At 50.9% G+C, this 20,708-nt stretch carries 17 protein-coding genes and 1 pseudogene; 6 read left to right on the forward strand and 12 right to left on the reverse strand.

The genetic code is table 11. The features are described 5' to 3' along the window. The first annotated feature begins 234 nt into the window (after nt 1-234). Nucleotides 235-2,067, forward strand: coding sequence for a UbiD family decarboxylase (locus J4F31_05675; protein ID MCE2496051.1), 1,833 nt, complete (start codon nt 235-237; stop codon nt 2,065-2,067). Nucleotides 2,068-2,209: 142 nt separating this feature from the next. Here J4F31_05675 and J4F31_05680 read toward each other — a convergent pair whose 3' ends face one another. Both J4F31_05680 and J4F31_05685 read right to left on the reverse strand, forming a co-directional pair. Then, complete coding sequence (locus J4F31_05680; GenBank protein ID MCE2496052.1) at nt 2,210-4,423, reverse strand: M1 family metallopeptidase; 2,214 nt, start codon at nt 4,421-4,423, stop codon at nt 2,210-2,212. Between the two features lie 41 nt (nt 4,424-4,464). Further along, complete coding sequence (locus J4F31_05685; GenBank protein MCE2496053.1) at nt 4,465-5,160, reverse strand: patatin-like phospholipase family protein; 696 nt, start codon at nt 5,158-5,160, stop codon at nt 4,465-4,467. A gap of 131 nt (nt 5,161-5,291) precedes the next feature. Here J4F31_05685 and arfB point away from each other — a divergent pair. Beyond that, a pseudogene (gene arfB / locus J4F31_05690) lies at nt 5,292-5,672 on the forward strand (aminoacyl-tRNA hydrolase). A gap of 3 nt (nt 5,673-5,675) precedes the next feature. Here arfB and rlmB read toward each other — a convergent pair. The 5 genes from rlmB to ung all read right to left on the reverse strand — a co-directional run bounded on the left by rlmB (nt 5,676) and on the right by ung (nt 11,569). After that, on the reverse strand, nt 5,676-6,431 hold the full coding sequence (gene rlmB / locus J4F31_05695) for a 23S rRNA (guanosine(2251)-2'-O)-methyltransferase RlmB (GenBank protein MCE2496054.1): 756 nt from the start codon (nt 6,429-6,431) through the stop codon (nt 5,676-5,678). Next, nucleotides 6,388-7,728: a GWxTD domain-containing protein gene (locus tag J4F31_05700; GenBank protein ID MCE2496055.1), complete on the reverse strand. Its 1,341-nt coding sequence runs from the start codon at nt 7,726-7,728 to the stop codon at nt 6,388-6,390. The genes rlmB and J4F31_05700 overlap by 44 nt, the downstream gene beginning before the upstream one ends. Beyond that, nucleotides 7,715-9,037: a DNA recombination protein RmuC gene (gene rmuC / locus J4F31_05705; GenBank protein ID MCE2496056.1), complete on the reverse strand. Its 1,323-nt coding sequence runs from the start codon at nt 9,035-9,037 to the stop codon at nt 7,715-7,717. Before rmuC ends, J4F31_05700 begins: the two co-directional genes overlap by 14 nt. 148 nt (nt 9,038-9,185) lie before the next feature. Further along, a complete protein-coding gene (locus tag J4F31_05710) occupies nt 9,186-10,835 on the reverse strand; it encodes a hypothetical protein (protein ID MCE2496057.1) in 1,650 nt (549 codons plus the stop codon). Between the two features lie 20 nt (nt 10,836-10,855). Next, nucleotides 10,856-11,569 carry a uracil-DNA glycosylase gene (gene ung / locus J4F31_05715; protein ID MCE2496058.1) on the reverse strand — a complete coding sequence of 238 codons (714 nt, stop codon included), beginning with the start codon at nt 11,567-11,569 and terminating at the stop codon, nt 10,856-10,858. A gap of 152 nt (nt 11,570-11,721) precedes the next feature. Here ung and J4F31_05720 point away from each other — a divergent pair, with 152 nt between their 5' ends. The 3 genes from J4F31_05720 to gap are packed head-to-tail and all read left to right on the forward strand — an operon-like array spanning nt 11,722 to nt 14,375. Then, complete coding sequence (locus J4F31_05720; protein ID MCE2496059.1) at nt 11,722-12,474, forward strand: hypothetical protein; 753 nt, start codon at nt 11,722-11,724, stop codon at nt 12,472-12,474. Nucleotides 12,475-12,478: 4 nt separating this feature from the next. After that, nucleotides 12,479-13,369, forward strand: a complete 891-nt coding sequence (gene lipA / locus J4F31_05725; GenBank protein ID MCE2496060.1) for a lipoyl synthase — start codon at nt 12,479-12,481, stop codon at nt 13,367-13,369. After that, complete coding sequence (gap, locus tag J4F31_05730) at nt 13,347-14,375, forward strand: type I glyceraldehyde-3-phosphate dehydrogenase (protein ID MCE2496061.1); 1,029 nt, start codon at nt 13,347-13,349, stop codon at nt 14,373-14,375. The genes lipA and gap overlap by 23 nt, the downstream gene beginning before the upstream one ends. Here gap and J4F31_05735 read toward each other — a convergent pair. The 5 genes from J4F31_05735 to lpxK are packed head-to-tail and all read right to left on the reverse strand — an operon-like array spanning nt 14,315 to nt 19,572. Continuing rightward, nucleotides 14,315-15,142 carry a UDP-2,3-diacylglucosamine diphosphatase gene (locus tag J4F31_05735; protein MCE2496062.1) on the reverse strand — a complete coding sequence of 276 codons (828 nt, stop codon included), beginning with the start codon at nt 15,140-15,142 and terminating at the stop codon, nt 14,315-14,317. The genes gap and J4F31_05735 overlap by 61 nt on opposite strands. Further along, the gene (locus J4F31_05740) at nt 15,102-16,265 is read right to left on the reverse strand and encodes an AhpC/TSA family protein (GenBank protein ID MCE2496063.1); all 1,164 of its coding nucleotides are present in this window, start codon (nt 16,263-16,265) and stop codon (nt 15,102-15,104) included. Before J4F31_05740 ends, J4F31_05735 begins: the two co-directional genes overlap by 41 nt. After that, nucleotides 16,262-17,716 (reverse strand): Asp-tRNA(Asn)/Glu-tRNA(Gln) amidotransferase subunit GatB, encoded by a 1,455-nt coding sequence (gene gatB, locus J4F31_05745; protein MCE2496064.1) that lies wholly within the window; start codon nt 17,714-17,716, stop codon nt 16,262-16,264. Before gatB ends, J4F31_05740 begins: the two co-directional genes overlap by 4 nt. 34 nt (nt 17,717-17,750) lie before the next feature. After that, a complete protein-coding gene (locus J4F31_05750) occupies nt 17,751-18,563 on the reverse strand; it encodes a purine-nucleoside phosphorylase (GenBank protein ID MCE2496065.1) in 813 nt (270 codons plus the stop codon). Continuing rightward, complete coding sequence (gene lpxK, locus J4F31_05755; protein ID MCE2496066.1) at nt 18,544-19,572, reverse strand: tetraacyldisaccharide 4'-kinase; 1,029 nt, start codon at nt 19,570-19,572, stop codon at nt 18,544-18,546. The genes J4F31_05750 and lpxK overlap by 20 nt, the downstream gene beginning before the upstream one ends. A gap of 40 nt (nt 19,573-19,612) precedes the next feature. Here lpxK and J4F31_05760 point away from each other — a divergent pair, with 40 nt between their 5' ends. Next, nucleotides 19,613-20,707, forward strand: coding sequence for a Nif3-like dinuclear metal center hexameric protein (locus tag J4F31_05760; protein ID MCE2496067.1), 1,095 nt, complete (start codon nt 19,613-19,615; stop codon nt 20,705-20,707). Nucleotide 20,708 lies beyond the last annotated feature (1 nt).

Raw genomic sequence — 20,708 nt, forward strand, 5'->3', positions numbered from 1 at the left:
TAATGTCCGCAGGGATTTATGTGACTATTTTGAAGATAGATTTTTAACCAATGACACACTTTAGTGAACACTCCCTTCACTTGCGATTTAATACAGCACCTTTTTTTATGGGCGGTCGTCATCCACCCAACGGCCAACAAACGCTCTGCAACGAACACAATCCATCGATAAATTCATTTCTGTCCCCCGCAAACCGAAGGCTTGCTATCTTTGTTACTTCTCAAAACCCAATCAATGGGCTACAAAAGCCTCGAACAAGCTTTACTCGACCTCGAAAAACACGGCCACCTCGTTCGAATCAAAGAGGAGGTAGACCCCAATCTTGAAATGGCGGCCATTCACCTGCGCGTTTTTGAAGCGGGCGGCCCCGCACTGCTGTTCGAGAATGTCAAAGGCTCAAAATTCCGCGCAGCTTCGAACCTCTTCGGTTCACTCGAGCGCTCCAAGTTCATGTTCCGCCACACCCTCGACGCCGTTCAAAAAGTAGTAGAGCTCAAGGGTGATCCCATTAAGGCGATCAAGAATCCACTTAAATACGCTTCGGCACCTTTTACCGGTCTTCAGGCACTACCCATGCGCACCATGGGGCAGTCCCCTGTAGCTTCGAACGAATGCGCTATTTCCGACCTTCCTCAAATTAAACACTGGCCCATGGACGGCGGGCCTTTCGTTACCCTCCCCGTAGTGTACACCGAAGATGCCGACAAACCGGGAATCATGAATTCAAACATCGGTATGTACCGAATTCAACTGGGCGGAAACCAATACGAACAAGACCGCGAAATCGGACTCCATTACCAACTTCACAGAGGTATCGGAGTGCATCAAACCAAAGCAAACGCCAAAGGTCATCCACTTAAGGTGAGCATTTTCGTCGGTGGACCTCCGGCACTTACCCTTTCAGGCGTTATGCCGCTTCCTGAAGGTTTGTCAGAATTGACCTTTGTCGGAGCCCTGGGCGGACGCAGATTCAGGCACACAATACGCGACGGATACAGATTGGCTTCCGACGCCGATTTCGTGATCACCGGCGAAGTCCATCCCGGTCAAAACAAACCCGAAGGCCCCTTTGGCGACCACCTAGGTTACTACAGCCTCAAGCACGACTTCCCACTCATGAAGGTGCACAAGGTCTTCCACCGCAAAGATGCCATTTGGCCTTTCACCGTTGTCGGCCGACCGCCTCAAGAAGACACACAGTTCGGGGCCTTGATCCACGAGATCACCGGTCCGGCCATCCCCAACGAAATTCCGGGTCTCCGAGAAGTTCACGCTGTCGATGCCGCCGGAGTGCACCCACTGCTACTAGCGATTGGATTTGAACGCTATACCCCTTATCTCGAAAAGAAACGCCCTCAGGAGATCCTCACCATCGCAAACCACGTGCTCGGATTCGGACAACTCAGCCTGGCTAAATTCGTATTCATCATCGATGGCTCCGACAACCCAAAACTGACCACGCATCACGTGTCCGAATTCTTTTGTCACGTGCTCGAGCGGGTCGATTGGACACGGGATCTGCACTTCCATACGCAAACGAGCATCGATACGCTCGATTACAGCGGCGATGGACTCAATACCGGCTCCAAGGTCGTCGTGGCCGCTGCCGGAGCTAAAAAGCGCCATTTAGCTACTGAGAAGCCCTCGTTGGACTGGGGGAGTGAGGTCAATGCGGTTGAGGTGGCGCAGCCCGGAACCGTGGCCGTCGAGATCGGGCCGTGGCAAAACTATGAACAGGCCAATGAAGAAATTCAGCGCCTCGCGGCGCGATGGGCCTCAGCCGACCTCCAAGGGTTTCCTTTGATCGTGCTGGTCGACGACGCGTCCTTCGCAGTGCGTACCCTTAACAACTACCTCTGGGTTACCTATACGCGTTCTAACCCCAGTCACGATATTTACGGCGTCAACTCCTTTACCGAGAACAAACATTGGGGCTGCCGCGGTTCACTCATCATTGACGCTCGGATAAAAGGACACCACGCCCCTCCGGTTGAAAAGGACCCCGAAGTGGAAAGAAAGGTGGATAGGTTAGGTGAGCAGGGTGCCGGCCTTCATGGAATCATTTGACCACAGTAAAGCTCAAAGAGTTGGATCCTAACTGTATGCGGTAACTTCCGGCCGAGAGGCCGAAAACCGAAAGCGACTCCATGTCATTCACACGACCCTCGCGCACAGCCTGCCCTGCCTGATTGACGATGACGTATTCAGTTTAATCGGGCAACCCGTCGATCACGATCTGTTCGCGGGCCGGATTCGGATATAATTTCAGCGGAAGGGCTCCTCGTTCTTCATCCAAACCGATAGTGGATACCCCATTCGCAAAGGCGTAGTCGCCCAACATCAAGGTGTCGATGATCATTCGTCCGAATCCGTTAGTAGCACTTCCCATTACGTCCTTGGTGTAGTAAGGATATTCGACCCAATCGGTATTTCCCGGCGCCCGATAGAGGAGTATGAGTGAATCTTCAGTGGCGTTGGCCAAATCCTCATCGAGCTGGCCATTGCGGCCATCGTACCGAATGGTGGCCGTGGCGGCGAAAGAGCTCGAAAGGCTGCCTCGAACCGACCAATAGTGATTCCCGCTAATATGAGCGTTGCCGTTATTGGCCACAACCGTTCCGCGCGGCCCCGCCCAGTGATGTTCTCGACGCACCCAGGACGAGTCATTCTCCGAGGTAACGTCAATGGTCATATCGCACCGACCTATATTGCGGTACACAGGGACGTTGAAGATTTCTTGTTCGTACGTGTTGCCCAACATGAGCTTGTCCATAGGGTCTACGACGACCCATTCCGGATTCGCGGGCAATGGGCCAAAACTGAAAGTCTCTGAAGCGTTGTTGAGCGTGACGGTCTCAATGTGTAGATTCCAGAGCGAATCGTAGAAGCCGATCTCCAGAGGAACATCGTGGTATAGATTCGCAGTGGCGCGCAGCCCTTGGCTTAAGGTCACGTCAGCGGACAGATTACTCCAATTCACGCCTAGATCTATTTCATCTATACCGATCTCAAGAAAACCGGGTTCATACAACCAGTTCTCAAAGAATTTCGACATGCTGATGCCGGTCACCGCGGACAACTGCTGTTCGAATCCGGCCGAACTCAAGGTATCCAACGCGTTGTTGCTGAGGAGAGCTTGAAGCCCTGCAGAAAATAGCGAATCGCCCAAGTACCCGCGCATACTGTGCACCATACCTGCACCCTTGTTGTACACGTGCGTTCCATAGGTGTTCGCATGGCCCACCCCGTCAACGGCCAAAAAGTCCCCATTGTTTTGATGTGCCGATTTCAAAACGGAGTACCAATTGCTGCGCACTCGATTCAAGTAGCTATCGCGACCATTGAGGCACTCGAAAAACAAATGGGCACTGAATTCTGCCATGCCTTCGTTGATCCACATATGCTCGGCCTGAGAACAGGTCACATAATCACCCCACCAATGATGGGCCAACTCATGTGCCATGAGGTCGTCGTAATTGTTGAATCCGTCCACGGTAAAGGCAGGGTAGGCCACATTGGTCGGATGCTCCATAGCACCTTGCCCCGTCAAAACATAGCCGATACGATCCCAGTGATAAGGACCATACCAACTCTCGAAGCATTGAAGGGCGTCGACAAGATGGCTGAATGAGCCCGGAGCATCCGCTGTATCGCCTGCCTGCGCTGCAATTTCGATCGGAATTAAAGATCCAGTGATCGACGCATAGCTATCGGTATACCGGTAGTATTTTCCCACGGCCAAACCAACGAGGTAACTTGGAATGGGCTGAGCCAAATCCCACTCGGAATACAATGTGTCGCCGTTTAAAAATTGCTCGGTTGTCCGTACCCCCGTGGCTTGCGAAATACGCCCACCTTCTGTCAAGGTTTTTATAGTATAGGTCGATCGCTCAACAAATTGATCGAAGCAGGGAAACCAGGTTCGTCCGTAGTTGTGTGGATCGGCGGCAAAGCCGATCCCTAAATTATAGGCGATGTTGTTTCCGTAGTAGAATCCACCCCAGCCCGACCCGTCCGTAGTGGGCTGACCGCGGTAAAAAACCGTGATCGTGCGGGGAGTAGGGTTTGGACCGTAGACGAACGATACCGGAATATTCAGAACGGGGGAGTTGTACGTGAACCCGGTCAATACGCTATCGACATACACACTGTCTACTATCAAACCCAGTAAATCAAAGCGGATCGATGATATTCCGGTCATTCTCGGCGCAACGACAATATCGGCTCGGGCATCGAGCGATTGAGAACTCCAGTCCGTGAAGTCCAATTCGATGGTCGAATGCAAGATATCGAAGGTATCGGACCGCGTAGGGCCGGCTGTATAAGCCGCACCGGCGTGTGTTTTGCAGATCGTATAATTCTGGGCAGATACCCCAAAGACCAATATCGCAAAGAGCGAACTCAGTAAATGTTTTCCACACATAAGGGTCTTTTAGTACGCACCCAAGGTACGCAATAGCCCCATTATGCTTCAAAGCCCTGCTCGTCGAGTTGCTTCATGGTTTCGTCGTACCCCAGATCGAACATCTGGCGGTCCCTGGCCGATGAAAATATCCCAAAGTGCGCCAGTTTTGGCGGCTCAATGAATAGATCGCAATTCGGAATATGCAGTCGAATGGTGTTGTAGGTCGCGAGGGTGAATACCCTGTCGATCATGGTGGTCCATCCCGAAAGGTCATCTTGCTCGTCGATCGGATTCACATGCGAGCCAATGATCCGCTCACAGTCTTTGGCTATGGGCTCAACGGGCATGTTCGTGGTTACGCCGCCGTCAACGAGGTACTTTCCCTCGTACTCGACCGCCTTGAACAAGATCGGAATAGAGCACGATGCCCGAACCAATGTAGGCAGAGGTCCTTCCGAGAAAAACCGCATCTTACCGGAATTGAACTCCGTACATGCGATCACCAGTGGCTTTTTAAGGTCTTCAATGTTCTTTACGGACAAATTATTCTCGAGCAATTTCACAAGACCGTCGAGATTTAAAAGCCCCATGGGCTCTAGTCCGAAGCGAACGAACTTATAAAAACCCTGCTCTTGGAATAGCTTGAATATGTCTTCCCGGTCATGACCGTCGGCGTAAAGTGCTCCAACAATGCTACCAGCACTGGCTCCGCTCACGATCTCAGGCTCGATTCCGCGCTCGCGCAATGCCTTCAAAACCCCTAAATACGCAATTCCACGAGCCCTCCGCCCGAAAGGGCAATTCCGATTTTGTATTTTTTGTCCGCCATTAAGCAAAGGTAATGGACAAAGCTACACGGGTCGAATAAAGGAATCGTAATTTTTCCTCGGATTTTCAGTTCGAGACTTCTCGTAGCGGAGGTCCGGGTGGTCAACATGCCAACAAGACCGAAACGCGCGTCACGTTTCGTTTTTCGGTCGAAGAGAGTATGGCCCTGCGGGCCGATGAGAAACTTCGCGTCCAAAAGGCCTGGGCGAAAAAGCTCACCGAAGAGGGCGAGTTGTTGCTTTCCGATGAGAGTAGTAGGAGTCAGGCCGCAAATAAAGTAGCTGTTGTCGAGTGCTTTTTCAAACTCCTCGAAAAAGCCCTTACCAAGAAGAAAAAACGTATTCCGATCAAAAAACCAACGGCCGTAAAAGAAAAGCAGGTCGACGAAAAGAAAAAACGGGGCGAAATAAAAAAGCTACGCCGAAAGCCAAAAATCTAGGGGTTAACCGACCTCAAAGCGCTGTCGAGCCGCTTCATAAAGGGCCATTCCGGCCGCTACACTTACATTCAGCGAATCAAATCCGCCAGGCATGGGGATCATTCCGTTGGCGTCGGTCGTGTTTAAGTACTCAGGTGAAATACCGTCTTCTTCTGAACCCATGATCAGACAGGTAGGCACGGTAAAGTCGATCTCCGATAGTGGAGCCTCGGCCTTTTCGGTGATTCCCACAATTTGAATGCCGCTATCTTTCAAGTATTGAAACGCATCCTTCAAAAAACGAACTCGGCAAATGGGTAAACGCAGTAAAGCACCGGCCGATGTCTTTACGGCATCGCCATTTATTTGAGCCGAACCCTTCTCTGGCACCAGAATTCCATGGGCACCCATGGCCTCCGCAGAGCGAACCACAGCTCCGAAATTTCGAACGTCGGTAACGCGGTCGAGTGCAATGAACAAAGGAGTCTCACCTTGCTCGTACACCGTCTGAAGTACTTCTTCGATCGGCTGAAACGATACTGGTGAAATAAAGGCGACCACGCCTTGATGATTCTTTCGCGTTATTCGATTCAGCTTTTGATAGGGGACATGCTGAAACGGCAAATTCGCCGCGCGAATCTCTGCGAAAAGCTCTTGAAAAGCCTCTCCCTGATCACCCTTCTGAAGCATGATCTTATCAAATTCCTTTCCGCTGCGAATACCTTCGAGTACGGGCTTAATACCAAAAATAAGGTCTGGAGAACTGTCGGTCCGATTCATCTTGTGCGCGTTGTACGTCCGAAACGTTGAAGATACGACCTTGTCGCCAGGTGTCAACGGCCTGACTCCAACTGTATCGATAAATACTAGATCGATTCAGGGCGAAAGCATTGGCTGAGAATGGATTCTGTACTCGCACAAAGTTAAAATTATAGCTCAACATGGAGTTCTCTTCACCGTAGATCCAACTTTCGCTATCCGCGGTCTTGTAAATGATGTTTGGCGGACCAAAAATGGTGTACACGATTCCACGATCCGTTCGCCAGCCCTCCGTATAGGACGAAAAGAACGAATTGGCATCCTCAACTCGGTTGTAGTAGGTCCTGATCAGCATCTTTGCTCTATCGGGCGTGCCGGCGTTCTTGATCCAAAAAGCATCGACTGCTTTTTTCGAAGTCAAAGCTTCAAACTCCTTCTTGGTGGTAATGTACCTCATGGGTGGAGCCAAGTGTTCTACCTTGGTCACGAACGGAAAATCGTTATAAAAGCAAAAGGCCGTGAACCCTTCAGTTGACGTGGTGTCGAATTGAAAATGGTAAAATCCGGGTTGTTCAAAGGAGATCGTGTCACCGATCGCCATCCGAAAGAGACTGTCGGCCGCATAGTCGAATGCCACGTTGTTCTCGATCACATAGGGCGGACTTGCCAATGGAAACTTCCTTTGATACACTCTAACAAATAGCGAATCCTCGGTGGGGCCCGAATGATGGAGTACAAAAGGCTCTCCGACATTGACAAATGGCTCGTACATTTTTTCACCGGTGGGCTTGGATATTGAAAAGTAATTTCGCGAACTCGGGGTCACCTTTCGGAGTTCCACATAACTCTGATGCATGTAATCGCGATTCAGATCTTCCAGCTGCACCTCCAACACGTATTTCCTCGCGGGCGGAGTAGAGAAGGGGATCACGCCCTCAAGCACCTTGTCTCGCATTTCCGTTTGCTCATCCACGAAATGCAGCGAAGTCGAATCGAGTAGCACCGGGTTTTCAAGGGAACTGTAAAGTCTCACCCGCACGCGTACGTCCGCCTTGAAGAGATCGTCCTCAGACGGCCGCATGTACAAAAGGTCGTGGGAGAGCAATCGAAAATTCAGCTCCGAGCTGTTCGGACTTTGATTGATGACGTAATAGTCGGGTCGCATGAGCATCGACTCCTGTTGGTATAGGTGCGCCATGTTCCGCGACGTCAAGCCCTTCTTCCCGCCGCAGGCGGCAACCAACAATAACAACACAATAAACGCGAATATGCGCCTCGCGGCGCGATATAGCCCTTGAATGTCGTTATTCGTCTTCACTGCTTTCTTTTAATCCTTCCGGCAGGGTTTTGTTCGTTTTTAGCCCAAGCGAACGCAGTTGTTCGGCTTGTCGCACTAGGTTGCCCGGACCTTCACTCAGTTGCCGCGTAGCGTTGTGAAAGCTGGCCTGTGCCTGATCGAGCCGAGTGCCGATATCCTGCAGGTTTTCAACGAACCCCACGAACTTATCGTACAACTTGGCTCCACGATCCGCTATTTCTTGAACGTTTTTCGCTTGCGTTTCTTGTTTCCAAATGTAGCCAACGGTTCGTAAGGTCGCCAAAAGAGTGGAAGTACTGACCAAGACTACATTTTTGTCGAGTGCCTCGGAATAGAGTTGCCCCTCGCGATCGTGTTCCAGTGCAAGCAGGAAAGCCGGCTCTACCGGGATATACATCATCACGTAATCGGGAGTTCGAATATCGTAAAGGTCCTCGTAGCGCTTGGTTCCGAGCCCCTTGATGTGAGTCTTTACACTTATGATGTGCTTTTTCAATGCATCGGCCCGCTGTGCTTCGTCTTTGGCTGAATGATATTCTTCGTAGGCCTTAAGGCTAACCTTGGCGTCGATGATGAGGTGCTTATCGTCGGGAAGGTGCACAATGAAATCGGGCCGTTTTTGCCTACCATCAGCATCGCCGAAGCTGTTCTGGGTAGTAAAGTGAACGTTTTCCTTGAGTCCGGCCTGCTCTAATAACTGTGTGAGCTGAAATTCGCCCCAATCGCCCATGATCTTGCTGTCGCCTTTAAGCGCATTGGTGAGCTCAAGAGCTTCCTTGGCCATTTGTTGATTGAGCTTTTGCAGTCCTTCGATCTGCGTTTTGAGACTAATTTGCTCGTCGCGGTTGTCTTTATAGGTCTTGTCGACCTTGTCTTCGAATTCCTTCAACTTCGTTTTAAAAGGTTGAAGAATGCGCTCGAGCTCCTTCTCATTGTGCTCGGTGAACTTCTTCGATTTTTCATCGAGTAGCTCGTTGGCCACATTTCGAAACTCGACCTTGAACTTTTCTTGAAGCTGTTCTATATCTCTTTTGGTCTCTGAAAGTCGCTCGGCAAGGTTGGCCAACTCCTGTTCCTTGGCGGCTAATTTCCGGGCTAAATCGAGCCGCTCATCGTCGTCTTTTTCGCGCTCTTTTTTAAGCTCGGAAATTTGATTTTCGAGGGTGGAGTAGAGGGGGCGTAAAACGTACTTTTCGTCGATCTCACTTTGTGAGATTCCGCCACTTTCACCACCTGATTTTTTTCTTCCGAGGAGGTAGCCGATGACACCACCAAGGACTAATCCAACCACTATGAATCCATACTCCATAGGGCTAAAATACGGGTTTTAAGCGAGGAATTCGATTCGGGATCATCGAATATGTAAAAGCTTTAAAGAACTTCATATAAACAATGTAAAATACTGGAATATAAAATTATAAGAAACCATTTGCGAAAATCAATAATGACTAATTCGATTAAAATTGGTTCACTAAACCGATGTGAACCTTGGCTCTGTCGAACTGAAAAGTGCCTCCTTCTCTTCGACCGAGTGCATAGGTCAAGTTGAGTAATCCGGCCGGTGTTTTAAACGCGGCTCCCGCGCCAAAACTCCACACCGATCCGGTGGTCGGAATAGTCACTTCGATGAGGTTCCCGGACTGGGTAAAACCGAAGTCGGTAAAGGCCAAAAAATAGCCATCGCTTCCTGTCAATAATCGAAGTTCAAAAGTTCCGATGAGGTACTCCGAAACGAACAAACTTTGCTCGTCGAATCCCCTTAGATTTTGAATTCCCCCGAACCGAAAGAGTTCGTTGTAGTAACTCGATCCCAACCCTCCGGATCTAATGTCTCCGTCGAAACGACCATACTGGAATCGGTTCACCAACACGAGCAGATCGGTAAACTGCCAGTAGTTCTTGAAATCAATTTCTGCATTGTACTGGGTTTGGCTCGAATCGTTGGCATTCCTTTCACCCAGTCCGAATTTCACTTCGAGCTCTTGACCATTGCGTGGTGCAATACGCCGGTCTGTTGTTCTCCAGCGCAAGCCGATATTGTAGAACCTGGAGGTATAATCCGTAACTCCGAATATTGCTTCGTCGCCGAGGGTTGAGGAGCTTTTCGTTTGATAGGTGAAGCTCATGCTGGCCTTGGTGTTCAAGAAATAGCGCAATCCGAGGTCCGACTGAAGATTGAGGAACGACGAGTCTTGCTTAAGTAGGTTCAGAACGCCCTCTATGGCCCAGCTCCACCCGAAGAGATAGGGGTACGATAGGCGCAGATCGAGTTTTTGGGTGGTGTTTCCCGGGCTGCTCCAGTCGATCACCAATTCTTCACCGCGATCGAAGGCATTGAGTAAGCGGAGATAAACATTACCGGTCAGTGTAACCACACCGTCGTTAGTGTTGAATCCCAGTATACCGTCGAATTGATTGGCCTTTTGTTTTTCGAGGTAGGTGAAAACCACCGTTTTATCGCGATTGAATAGGACCTGAGGGCTCCGGGGCATGTTCAGGTACTCGATATCCCGAGCGACCTTTTGTAAGTCGCGAAGGGTTTTTTCGGAGTAAGGCGACCCTACCTTGAGGTCTAGGAGATTAGCCACCATGGCTTCCGTGATCTCGTCGTAACCGCGCACATTCACACTATCGAAACGAATATAAGGTCCGGGGTTCAGGGTGAGTGACCCTCGGAGCGAATCGTTTCGCGGAGAGAGGGTGTCCCACTGTAGCCGAGCAAAGGGATAGCCATTGTTTTCGGCAGAGGTCAACACGCGTTGTTGCCATTTTGACCAGTCGTTGGCCTGAAGCGTGCGTCCTTTCCAACGTTGTAGTTTAGGGTCACGCGGAAGTAGGGCAAAGGATTCGTCGGACCAATGTATCTCGGCCCAGTATACTAAGGACCCGCGGGTGATGAACGCTTGTAGGGTGCTTTCGTTCCATGCCGCACTGTCGAGCCGAGCCGCCCAATGGCCATCGGCCCGTAGGGCCCGAAGATAACCATATAGAGCCTGCTCCGTTGAGAGGCTGTCGGCAAAGGATCGATCAAAGGGCCAGTCGCGCTCCGGAATATCGTGCACTTCGATATTGAGATCGAGCTGCTGGGCCGAGAGGCCGAGAGGCAAAAGCAGGATGAGGCAGTATTTTAGGAGAGTCGCCAGTCGATGGGATTTTGTCCGTTCTGTTGCAGTAACGCATTTGTTTGCGAAAAATGTCGGCACCCGAAAAACCCGGTGTGTGCGCTGAACGGGCTTGGGTGAGGAGCTGTAAGAATATGGTGTTTGCCAGAATCGATGTTTGCCGCTTTGTTTTGAGCGAACTTGCCCCAGAGTAAGAAAACCAAGTCTTTGCGCTCGTTGGAGAGCAGCTCGATTACGCGATCCGTAAAGATCTCCCAGCCTTTCCCTTGGTGGCTGCCCGCTTGATGGGCGCGGACCGTGAGGGTGGCGTTGAGGAGGAGAACGCCTTGATCGGCCCAGGGTTCCAGGTTTCCGCTCGTGGGATAGGCGTGTCCTATGTCCGACTCGATCTCCTTGAAAATATTCCGCAGCGACGGTGGATGCTTTGTTCCGTCGGCAACGGAAAAACACAAACCATTTGCTTGTCCGGTGCCATGGTAGGGATCCTGACCTAGGATAACCACCTTCACTCGGTCGAAAGGAGTGTGGTCGAAAGCCGCAAAGATGCGTCCTCCGGGCGGATAAACAACTTGATTGGCACGTTCTTCAACGAGGAAATGTTTGAGTTCTTCGAAATAGGGTTGCTCGAACTCGCTTTGTAGCCGGTTTAACCAACTGGTTTCCAACTTCGGCCGTTTGATACTTTGAGGCTTGGTATTTTCGTTACCTTTGTGTTCCATTCCTTAATAGACTCAGAAACAAAGATGAAAAAGATTTTGTTAGTCCTTACGGTGAGTGTAGTTCTTGGATTGGTGCTATCATCGTGCCATGCATATGAAGAGTGCCCTGCGTACGGCGAGGCGGAAAACACCGCCAGTGAAGTAAATGGCTAATGACAAAGACAGCAGCGATATTTGGAATTCTGATGCTGTTTGGACTTGCAGGATTGCGGGCCCAACAGACGTCTGCTGATTTCAGTCGACTGCTCTATCGCAACGAGATGACCTTTGGGGCCACCGTGCATACCGCAGGGTGGGGTGCTACTTTCAAAAGGCTTCAGAATCCGAACGGAACCACGAAAAAGGGGCTTCTGATCGATTTTGCCACCATGCAGCATCCTAAGGAGATCAAGCTATTCCACCCTTTTTATGACAGTGCTCGAGGCTACAAGTTTGGCAAGCTGAATTACTTCAGCACCATTCGCGTCGGATACGGCTGGGAAAAGATGATCGCGGGAAAGACCGATCGCGGTTCCGTGGCCGTTCATGCCCATTACTGGGGAGGAATAAGCAATGGGCTTACACGCCCGGTCCATCTGGAAGTCATTCGCCCATTGCCCAATAATCCAGACGAGTTTCGCTTGTCGACCGAGCCCTACGATCCAAGCGAACATTTCGTGAACAACATTTACGGTCGAGCCTCCTTTTTTAACGGATGGGACGAACTGGGGTACCACCCAGGTGTTTTCGTTAAAGGCGGGGCCAATTTCGAATACGGAATTACCGAAGAGAAGGTAAGTATGATCGAAGTTGGAATCGTGCTCGATTACTTTTTTGAAGAAGTGCCGATCATGGCGGTTGAAGACAATATGCAGCTCTTCACCACTCTGTACGTTTCCATGTACTTCGGCAAGAAGTGGAATTGATCCTATGTCACAAGAAATACTGACGGCTCCCGCTCAGGAGCCCAAACCCGATAAACAACGCAAACCAAAGTGGCTGCGCGTAAAGCTTCCAACCGGCGAGAATTACCGCAATGTTCGCGGATTGGTTGATAATTACGGGCTTCATACGATTTGCGAAAGTGGAAATTGCCCCAATATGGGTGAGTGTTGGGGTGCCGGAACGGCGACCTTCATGATCTTGGGGAATACCTGTACCCGATCCTGCGGATTTTGCGCCGTGGCAACGGGAAGGCCTGATGCGGTGGATTGGGACGAACCCGAACGCGTTGCTCGATCGGTGAAGCTCATGAAAGTGAAGCACTGTGTAATTACGAGCGTCGACCGCGATGATTTAGCCGATGGCGGATCCATCATTTGGGCCGAAACGGTAAATGCCGTGCGAAGAATGAGTCTGACCACCACCATGGAAACCTTGATACCAGACTTCAAGGGAGAAAAGCACAATATCGATCGCCTGATCGAAGTAGCGCCGGAGATCATCTCGCACAATACGGAAACGGTTCGTCGCTTAACGCGACAGGTTCGTATCCAGGCAAAGTACGATCGAAGCCTCGAGGTCTTGGCTTACATGAAGAGACAAGGTCAAAAAAGGACCAAGAGCGGTATCATGCTCGGCTTGGGCGAAAGGGAAGATGAGGTGATCGAAAGCCTACGAGACCTGCGCCAAGCTGATGTGGATATCATCACGCTCGGTCAGTACTTACAGCCGACACCCAAGCACTTGCCCGTTCAAGAGTATGTGACCCCCGAGCAATTCGAGAAGTATAAAGAGATCGGACTGGAAATGGGCTTTAAGTATGTAGAGAGCGGGCCGCTCGTTCGTTCGAGTTATCATGCCGAGAAGCACCTCTTCTAAAGTGCGCATAGGGATCAACGGATTTGGTCGAATCGGGCGTACGGCTGCCCGAGTTCTTCAAAGAACAGAAGGCTACGACCTAGCAGTTGTCAATGACCTCAGCGATGCACACACTTTAGGTCACCTGTTGAAGTACGATTCTGTACACAGGGCATTCCCCGGCGAAGTAACCTGGAGTGAAGATGAGGTATTCATCGACGGTAGGTCCATTCCAATACTGAACCATAAAACTCCCGATACCATTCCATGGTCTGCCTATGATGTAGACGTTGTATTGGAATCTACCGGTCAATTTAAATACACGGAACAAGTTGCCGGTCACCTCATGGGGGGCGCTCCCTGGGTGGTGTTGAGCGTTCCGCCGGTTGACCAAAACATGCCTACCATTGTGCTCGGAATCAACGACCACGAACTCGATGGTTCGGAGCGAATGGTGTCCAATGCTAGTTGTACCACCAATTGTGCGGCCCCCATGGTTGCGCTGATAGATGAGCTGTGCCAGGTTGAGGAGGCGTATATCACTACGGTCCATAGCTTCACGGGAGATCAGCGACTGCACGATGCACCTCATAAAGACCTAAGAAGGGCGAGAGCGGCCACACAGAGCATCGTTCCAACCACTACGGGTGCGGCAAAAGCGGTGACGCGCATTTTTCCGCACCTCGATGGAAGTATCGGAGGTTGCGGAATCCGGGTTCCTGTACCCGATGGGTCTTTGACCGATATCACGTTCATTGTGAAGAATCCGGTATCGGCTGAAAAGATCAATGCCTACTTCAAAGAACGATCCGAAAGTGACCTCAAAGGAATTCTTGGATATACAGAAGATCCAATCGTATCGAGTGATATCTTAGGTAGCTCGTACAGTTGCCTACACGATGCTCAAATGACCAGTGTCCTTGGGAACATGGTCAAGATCATTGGGTGGTACGATAACGAAATGGGTTACTCGAGCCGGTTGGTCGACTTGATCAAGAAGCGGTCCGAAGGGTCTTTTTCGAAGTGATCGATGCGGAATTCGCCGTTCTCCATTACACCATAGGTGTTATAGCCGATCATATCTCCGAGGTTGAAATAGGTAGAATCGTCGGATAACTCCACTTGAAGGGGCAAATGTCGGTGGCCAAATACAAAGTAGGCGAAATGCTCCTTTTTTAAGAGCTCTTGACAGTACTGTGTCAAGTACTCACCTTGGTCGTGAAACTCGGCGCCTCCATCGCTGTGCGCATTTCTGCTGCGACTACTGAAGTAGTTTCCGGCTGCAAGTCCCGTATTCGGGTGTATTCGTGCAAACAACCATTGAAAGAACCCGTTATTGAAGACCTTTTTGAGGAATTTGTAATCCCAGTCTCCGGGTCCTAAGCCGTCGCCATGTGCCAAATAGCACTTCTTTCCTTGAAGTTCAACCACTAGCGGCTTCTTGTAGACCTTTATCCCTAGCTCTTTCTCGAAATACCCGTAAGTCCAGATATCGTGATTTCCACCAAAAAAGTGAATCGGAATTCCGGAGTCGCTCATTTCGCCCAACTTTCCAAGCAGGCGTACAAACCCCTTTGGAACGGCCTCTCTATACTCGAACCAAAAATCGAAAAGGTCACCGAGCAAGAACAGCTCCCTACAGTCGTTTTCAATTGACTTTAGCCAGCGAACGATCTTTCGTTCACGTTCCAGGCTCGAATCGTGATCGGGAGCTCCGAGGTGAAAATCGGAGGCGAAATATATTTTACCTTCCTTACTCACCGAAGATCTCGGCCAATTTTTCGTCCAACGCAGCACCTCTCAAATTCTTGGCAATGATACGACCTTCGCGGTCGAGCAGCACGGCGTGAGGAATCCCGTTGAATTTATATAAGTCCTTAACTATGGTGTTCCAACCGCTCATTTCAGATACATGAGTCCAGGTTAACCCGTCGGCCTCAATGGCCTCGAGCCATTTCTCACGCGGCATTTGCTGATTGGGAAGTCCATCCAACGATACGCCAAGCACTTCGAATCCTTTGTCGTGGTACTTTTTGTAGGCGGCGACCACATTCGGGTTTTCTTTTCGGCAGGGTCCACACCAACTCGCCCAGAAGTCGACCAACACAACATTACCGCGGAAACTGCTCAGCGATACCTCTTTGCCGTCGGGAGTGGGGAGGGTAAAGTCCGGAGCTACCGAGCCCACGGCTATTGCACGGTTAGCCTCGACCTGTTGGTGCAGGAATTCCGCATGAGCGTTGTTCGGGTAATTCTTCTGAAGGTTTTGATCTACTTTTTCAAACAGTGGAAAATCCTCATCAACTTTGAATACCTGTTGTTGCTGTACCTGAGCGTAAAGCACGAAAATGGCAACTGGGTGATCTTCGTGACCCTCGAGGGTGTTTTCGAGCGCTGACCTGCGATCCTCCATCAAGGCGGTATACTTCTGTACGAGCTCTTCTCGCTTTTCCATGAAGTTATCGGAATCACGGGCACCCATCAATTCCTCGTTGAGCCCTTCGACCTTTTGAGAGGTTTCCATGGCCAATACGTTGATTTGCCTCAATACCTCGGTCTCCTCACTACCTTCAACCGTGTAATCGGGAATTCCCTCGTCGAACCGACCTGTTAACAAAACCTGATCTCCGGACTCTGCACTGACCAGAATTCTGACTCCGTTCTCAAATTGCAGTGTATAAAAAGCTTGTTCCTCATTGTCGAGGTCAAACGAAAAAGTACCTTCATCGGCAAATACAGTATCAATCGCAACGGTATTTCGTGGCTCCATTCGGCTAAGAACGATCTTTCCTGCGCCTTCCATGTCCCCGCTGATGCGTCCACCTTCGCCGGCAGCGTTCGCTTGGGTTCCTGTATTGTTATTGCACGACCAAAGAATTCCGGCCGTAGCCACTATGGTCAGTATGGTCTTCGTCATGATTCTAATTGTTCTCGAATGATTGCGCTTGCTTTCTTCGGATCGGCCTTTCCGCGCGACATCTTCATGACCTCGCCCATGAACAGTCCGATCAAACCTTTTTTTCCGTTTCGGTATTCCTCCACCTTGTCCGGATACATTCCAATGGCTTCTTTTGCCCAAGCCACAAGGGCGTCGTCATCACTTTCCTGGATCCACCCGTTCTGTTCGGCCAATTCTTTTGGCGAAGCCGTCGGATTCTCGATCAAGGCCGGAAATAGTTTTTGTCCGGCCAAAGTGTTGCTCACCACGTTCGAGTCGATGAGGTCTATCATTTGCGCGATCGCCTGCGGCGCGATTGGGAACTCCGATATCTCTACGGCTCTGTCATTGAGGTACGACTTTATACTTCCCATCATCCAGTTCGCTGCAGCCTTGTGATTTGCCGTGTGGTGGGTCATCTCCTCGAAATACAGGGCAATGGCCTTGTTCTCGGTGAGTATTTGGGCATAGTATTCCGACAATCCGAACTCCTGCGTATATCGACGGAATAATTCGTCGGGCAATGGAGGCAGTTCGCTCTTCACCCGAGCGATGTAATCTTCTTTTACCAGTACCGGAGCCAAATCCGGCTCGGTGAAGTACCGGTAATCGTGCGCTTCTTCTTTGGAGCGCATGACCGTTGATGAACCCCTTACGGCATCGAATCCACGGGTTTCCTGATCAATGGTTCCACCGGCCTCCAGAACTTCGATCTGACGCTTCATTTCGCCTTCGATGGCGCGCATCACGTTGCGCATGGAATTAATGTTCTTGATCTCGTTTCGCGTACCCAGCTTCGTCGTTCCTTTTAATCGGACCGATACGTTGGCATCGCAACGCATCGAACCCTCTTCCATGTTACCGTCGCATATTTCCAAATAACGCACGAGCTTTCGAACCTCCATGAGGTAGTTGTAGGCCTCTTGCGCATTTGCGATCTCAGGTTCTGAAACGATCTCGAGCAATGGGACACCGGCGCGATTAAGGTCGATCAGTGTATTGAACGGGTCGATGTCGTGGATCGATTTCCCCGAATCTTCCTCCATGTGGATTCGCGTCAGGTGTATCGTTTTGGGATTGCCATCAGCATCCTTGATGTTGATTCCACCACCTGTGCAAATAGGGGTGTCGTCCTGAGTGATTTGGTACCCCTTGGGCAAATCGGCGTAGAAGTAGTTCTTTCGCGCGTATTCGTTGCGCTCGCGGATGTTTGCGCCAACGGCCAAACCTAAGCGAGCGGCGTATTCCACGGTGTGGTCATTCGCGATGGGCAGGGTGCCCGGATGACCCAATGAAACCGGGTGTACATTGGTGTTGGGAGAAGCTCCATAAGCCGTACTTTCGGGAGAGTAGGCCTTGGAATCGGTCAAAAGCTGAATGTGGACCTCGAGCCCGATGACCGGTTCGTATTTGTGGTATGGTATTTCCAAAGTTCTTTCTTTGAGGTGCAAAGATACGAGTCTCTTACGCTTCGGCTAAAAAACGCCTCACGAGCTTGCTTAGTGTCACTTCACTCCTTTGAGCCACTTCCTGGACTTCTCCGTGAGTGACCTCAACGATCTTTCCTTCAACGCCCAAGTCCGTGATCACGGAAAGTGCCATGCACTTAAGGCCCATGTGGCGTGCTACGAGTACTTCCTGTACGGTACTCATTCCCACTGCGTCACCGCCAATCCGGCGCACGTAGCCGTATTCGGCCGGTGTCTCAAAATTGGGTCCGGGCACGGAGGCGTACACCCCTTCGCGCAAAACGACCCCTTCATCCACGGCGATCTGATGCATTTTTTGAATACAGGCGTGGTCGTAGGCTTCACTCATGTCCGGAAAACGAGGACCCCACTCATCGACATTGACACCGCGGAGTGGGTTTTCGGGTTGTAGGTTGATGTGATCGCGTAGGATCATGACATCGCCGATCTCGAACTCGGGATTGACTCCGCCCGAGGCATTGGACAATACCAATAGATCGATGCCGAGCAGTTTCATGACGCGAACCGGAAAGGTCACCTCCTTCATGGAGTAGCCTTCGTAGTAGTGGATGCGTCCCTGCATGGCGATGACTTTTTTACCACCGAGCTTTCCGTAGATCATTTGCCCAGGGTGCCCAGCTACGGTAGATCTCGGGAAGTAGGGGATCTCGGTATAGGGAATATGAAGCGGCTCTTCGATCTTTTCGGCCAAACCGGCCAAACCGGTGCCGAGAATGATACCGACCTCCGGGGTTTCGGGAAGCTGGCTATTTAAATGGCGTACTGCTTTATTTACTTTTTCCAACATAGTTCAAAATCAATTCGTCGAATTCTACTTTAGGTTCGATCACTGCTTCAACGGGCAGTGTGTATAGTGGAATATCCTTCCACATGTCCTTGAGTGGCAACAAACGCGTCCAATCCTTTTCCGTGGTTACCACGATCGTTGAACCGTCTCCGCGCTGTTGCAAATCGCGCCGTAGGCGCAAAACATCGGACTTCGAAAACCGATGGTGATCGCGATACAGGTGCTCTGAAACCACTTCGTAGCGCTGTTTCAGCTCATTCAAGAACGGTTTTGGCTCGGCAATACCGGCCAGGGCAATGATCTTTTCGGGTCGTTCAATACGAATTTCGCCCTGCGGGCGGATGGCCGCGTATGCGAAGGTCGAGAAAAACAGCCGTTGATGCGACTTCGGGGCCAATTCTTTTTGAATCCTTTGCCGCTGAGCCTCGGTGATATCGCTCGGGCATTTGGTGACGATAATGATATCGGCCCTGTTGGCGCCCTTAATGGGTTCGCGCAAACGGCCCAAAGGAATTAGCTCGTCCCGCGTGTAAGGTTTGTCGAAGGTCGTGAGCAAGATATGTAAGCCCGCTTTGATGTGGCGGTGTTGAAAGGCATCGTCGAGCAAAATTACGGCCGGATCCCGATCGGCGATCAACTCAGCCGCTCCGAGCACCCGTTTTTCACTAACGGCCACGGAAATAGGGTCGCGGCCTGGCAGTCCGAACTTATTGAAGTATTGGTAGGGTTCATCGCCAAGGGTGTGGGCGGTATCGCCTTCCTTGGCCATCCGATAACCCTTGGTGCGCCTGCCGTAGCCTCGACTGAGCACTGCGGTGGCATACCGCTCGCGAAGGAGTCGAACGAGGTACTCCACGTGCGGGGTCTTTCCCGTGCCACCCACGTTCAAGTTGCCAACGGAAATCACTGGACGGTCGAATTCCACCGACGGCCGTTCTCCGGCATCAAAGACCTTGTTGCGCCGGTCGACGAAAAAGCCGTAGATCTGTGATATCCATTTAAGCATCATACAAAGATGCGTTTTATACTTTAGTGGCAAATTGAACGCTATGCGGATCGGAGAAATTACTTCGTATTTAGAATCGATAGCGCCGCGGGCCTATCAAGAGAGCTACGACAACAGTGGACTCATCGTGGGAGATCCCGCGACCGAGGTCGACCGAGTATTGATATCGCTGGATGTTACCGAAGCGGTGATCGACGAAGCTTTAGAAAAGGGATGCGGAATGGTCATTGGCCATCATCCGATCGTGTTTGGCGGGCTTAAACAACTGAACGGTAAAAACTACGTGGAGCGCACAGTGATCAAAGCTATTAAGAACGATGTTGCGATTTATGCCATCCATACCAATCTCGATAACGTTACTCCGGGCGTGAATGCCGAGATCGCTCGGCGGATCGAGGTAGTAGGTCCGCGAATCCTGGCACCGAAGAAAGACCTGCTTTGTAAGCTGGTGGTCTTTGTGCCTCACAAAGACGCCGACAAAGTGCGCAATGCCCTCTTTAGTGCCGGTGCAGGTCAAATCGGCGCATACGATGAGTGCAGTTACAATATTGAAGGCGAGGGCACCTTTAGGGCGGGCGATGGTACCGATCCCCATGTCGGCGAAAGAGGCCAAAGACATACGGGACCCGAAACTCGGATCGAAGTGATCATGGCGCGCACGAAACAAAGGAAGGTCGTGCGCGCCATGACGGCAGCTCACCCTTATGAAGAGGTGGCATACGATGTGTATCCGCTGCTCAACGAATATGCTGAGGTAGGGGCCGGAATGATAGGCGAGCTGCCCGAGCCGGTCGATACCACCGAGTTTCTGACTTCGTTGAAATCCAAGTTGAGTACAGCCTGTATTCGCCACACTAAGGTTTTGAAGCCCCAGGTCAAGCGCATTGCCTTTTGCGGCGGAGCGGGGAGCTTCCTGCTTGGAGTGGCCAAGGCCGCCGGCGCCGATGTCTTTATCACCGGAGACTACAAGTACCACCAATTCTTCGACGCCGAAGAAGACCTCGTGATCGCGGATGTCGGACACTATGAAAGTGAGCAGTTCACTAAAGACCTTATAAAAGAGTTGCTTATGCAAAAATTTCATAAATTTGCAGTCCTTTTGTCGGAAGTGAATACAAATCCCATCAACTATTTATAAG

The organism is Flavobacteriales bacterium (assembly GCA_021296215.1).
GTDB lineage: Bacteria > Bacteroidota > Bacteroidia > Flavobacteriales > ECT2AJA-044 > ECT2AJA-044.

Excerpts from the sequence above, each read along its gene's own strand:
- J4F31_05675 (MCE2496051.1), top strand. The coding sequence starts at position 235 with ATGGGCTACAAAAGCCTCGAACAAGCTTTACTCGACCTCGAAAAACAC.
- J4F31_05680 (MCE2496052.1), bottom strand. The coding sequence starts at position 4,423 with ATGTGTGGAAAACATTTACTGAGTTCGCTCTTTGCGATATTGGTCTTT.
- rlmB (MCE2496054.1), bottom strand. The coding sequence starts at position 6,431 with ATGAATCGGACCGACAGTTCTCCAGACCTTATTTTTGGTATTAAGCCC.
- rmuC (MCE2496056.1), bottom strand. The coding sequence starts at position 9,037 with ATGGAGTATGGATTCATAGTGGTTGGATTAGTCCTTGGTGGTGTCATC.
- ung (MCE2496058.1), bottom strand. The coding sequence starts at position 11,569 with ATGGAACACAAAGGTAACGAAAATACCAAGCCTCAAAGTATCAAACGG.
- J4F31_05720 (MCE2496059.1), top strand. The coding sequence starts at position 11,722 with ATGACAAAGACAGCAGCGATATTTGGAATTCTGATGCTGTTTGGACTT.
- lipA (MCE2496060.1), top strand. The coding sequence starts at position 12,479 with ATGTCACAAGAAATACTGACGGCTCCCGCTCAGGAGCCCAAACCCGAT.
- gap (MCE2496061.1), top strand. The coding sequence starts at position 13,347 with ATGCCGAGAAGCACCTCTTCTAAAGTGCGCATAGGGATCAACGGATTT.
- J4F31_05740 (MCE2496063.1), bottom strand. The coding sequence starts at position 16,265 with ATGACGAAGACCATACTGACCATAGTGGCTACGGCCGGAATTCTTTGG.
- J4F31_05750 (MCE2496065.1), bottom strand. The coding sequence starts at position 18,563 with ATGTTGGAAAAAGTAAATAAAGCAGTACGCCATTTAAATAGCCAGCTT.
- lpxK (MCE2496066.1), bottom strand. The coding sequence starts at position 19,572 with ATGATGCTTAAATGGATATCACAGATCTACGGCTTTTTCGTCGACCGG.
- J4F31_05760 (MCE2496067.1), top strand. The coding sequence starts at position 19,613 with ATGCGGATCGGAGAAATTACTTCGTATTTAGAATCGATAGCGCCGCGG.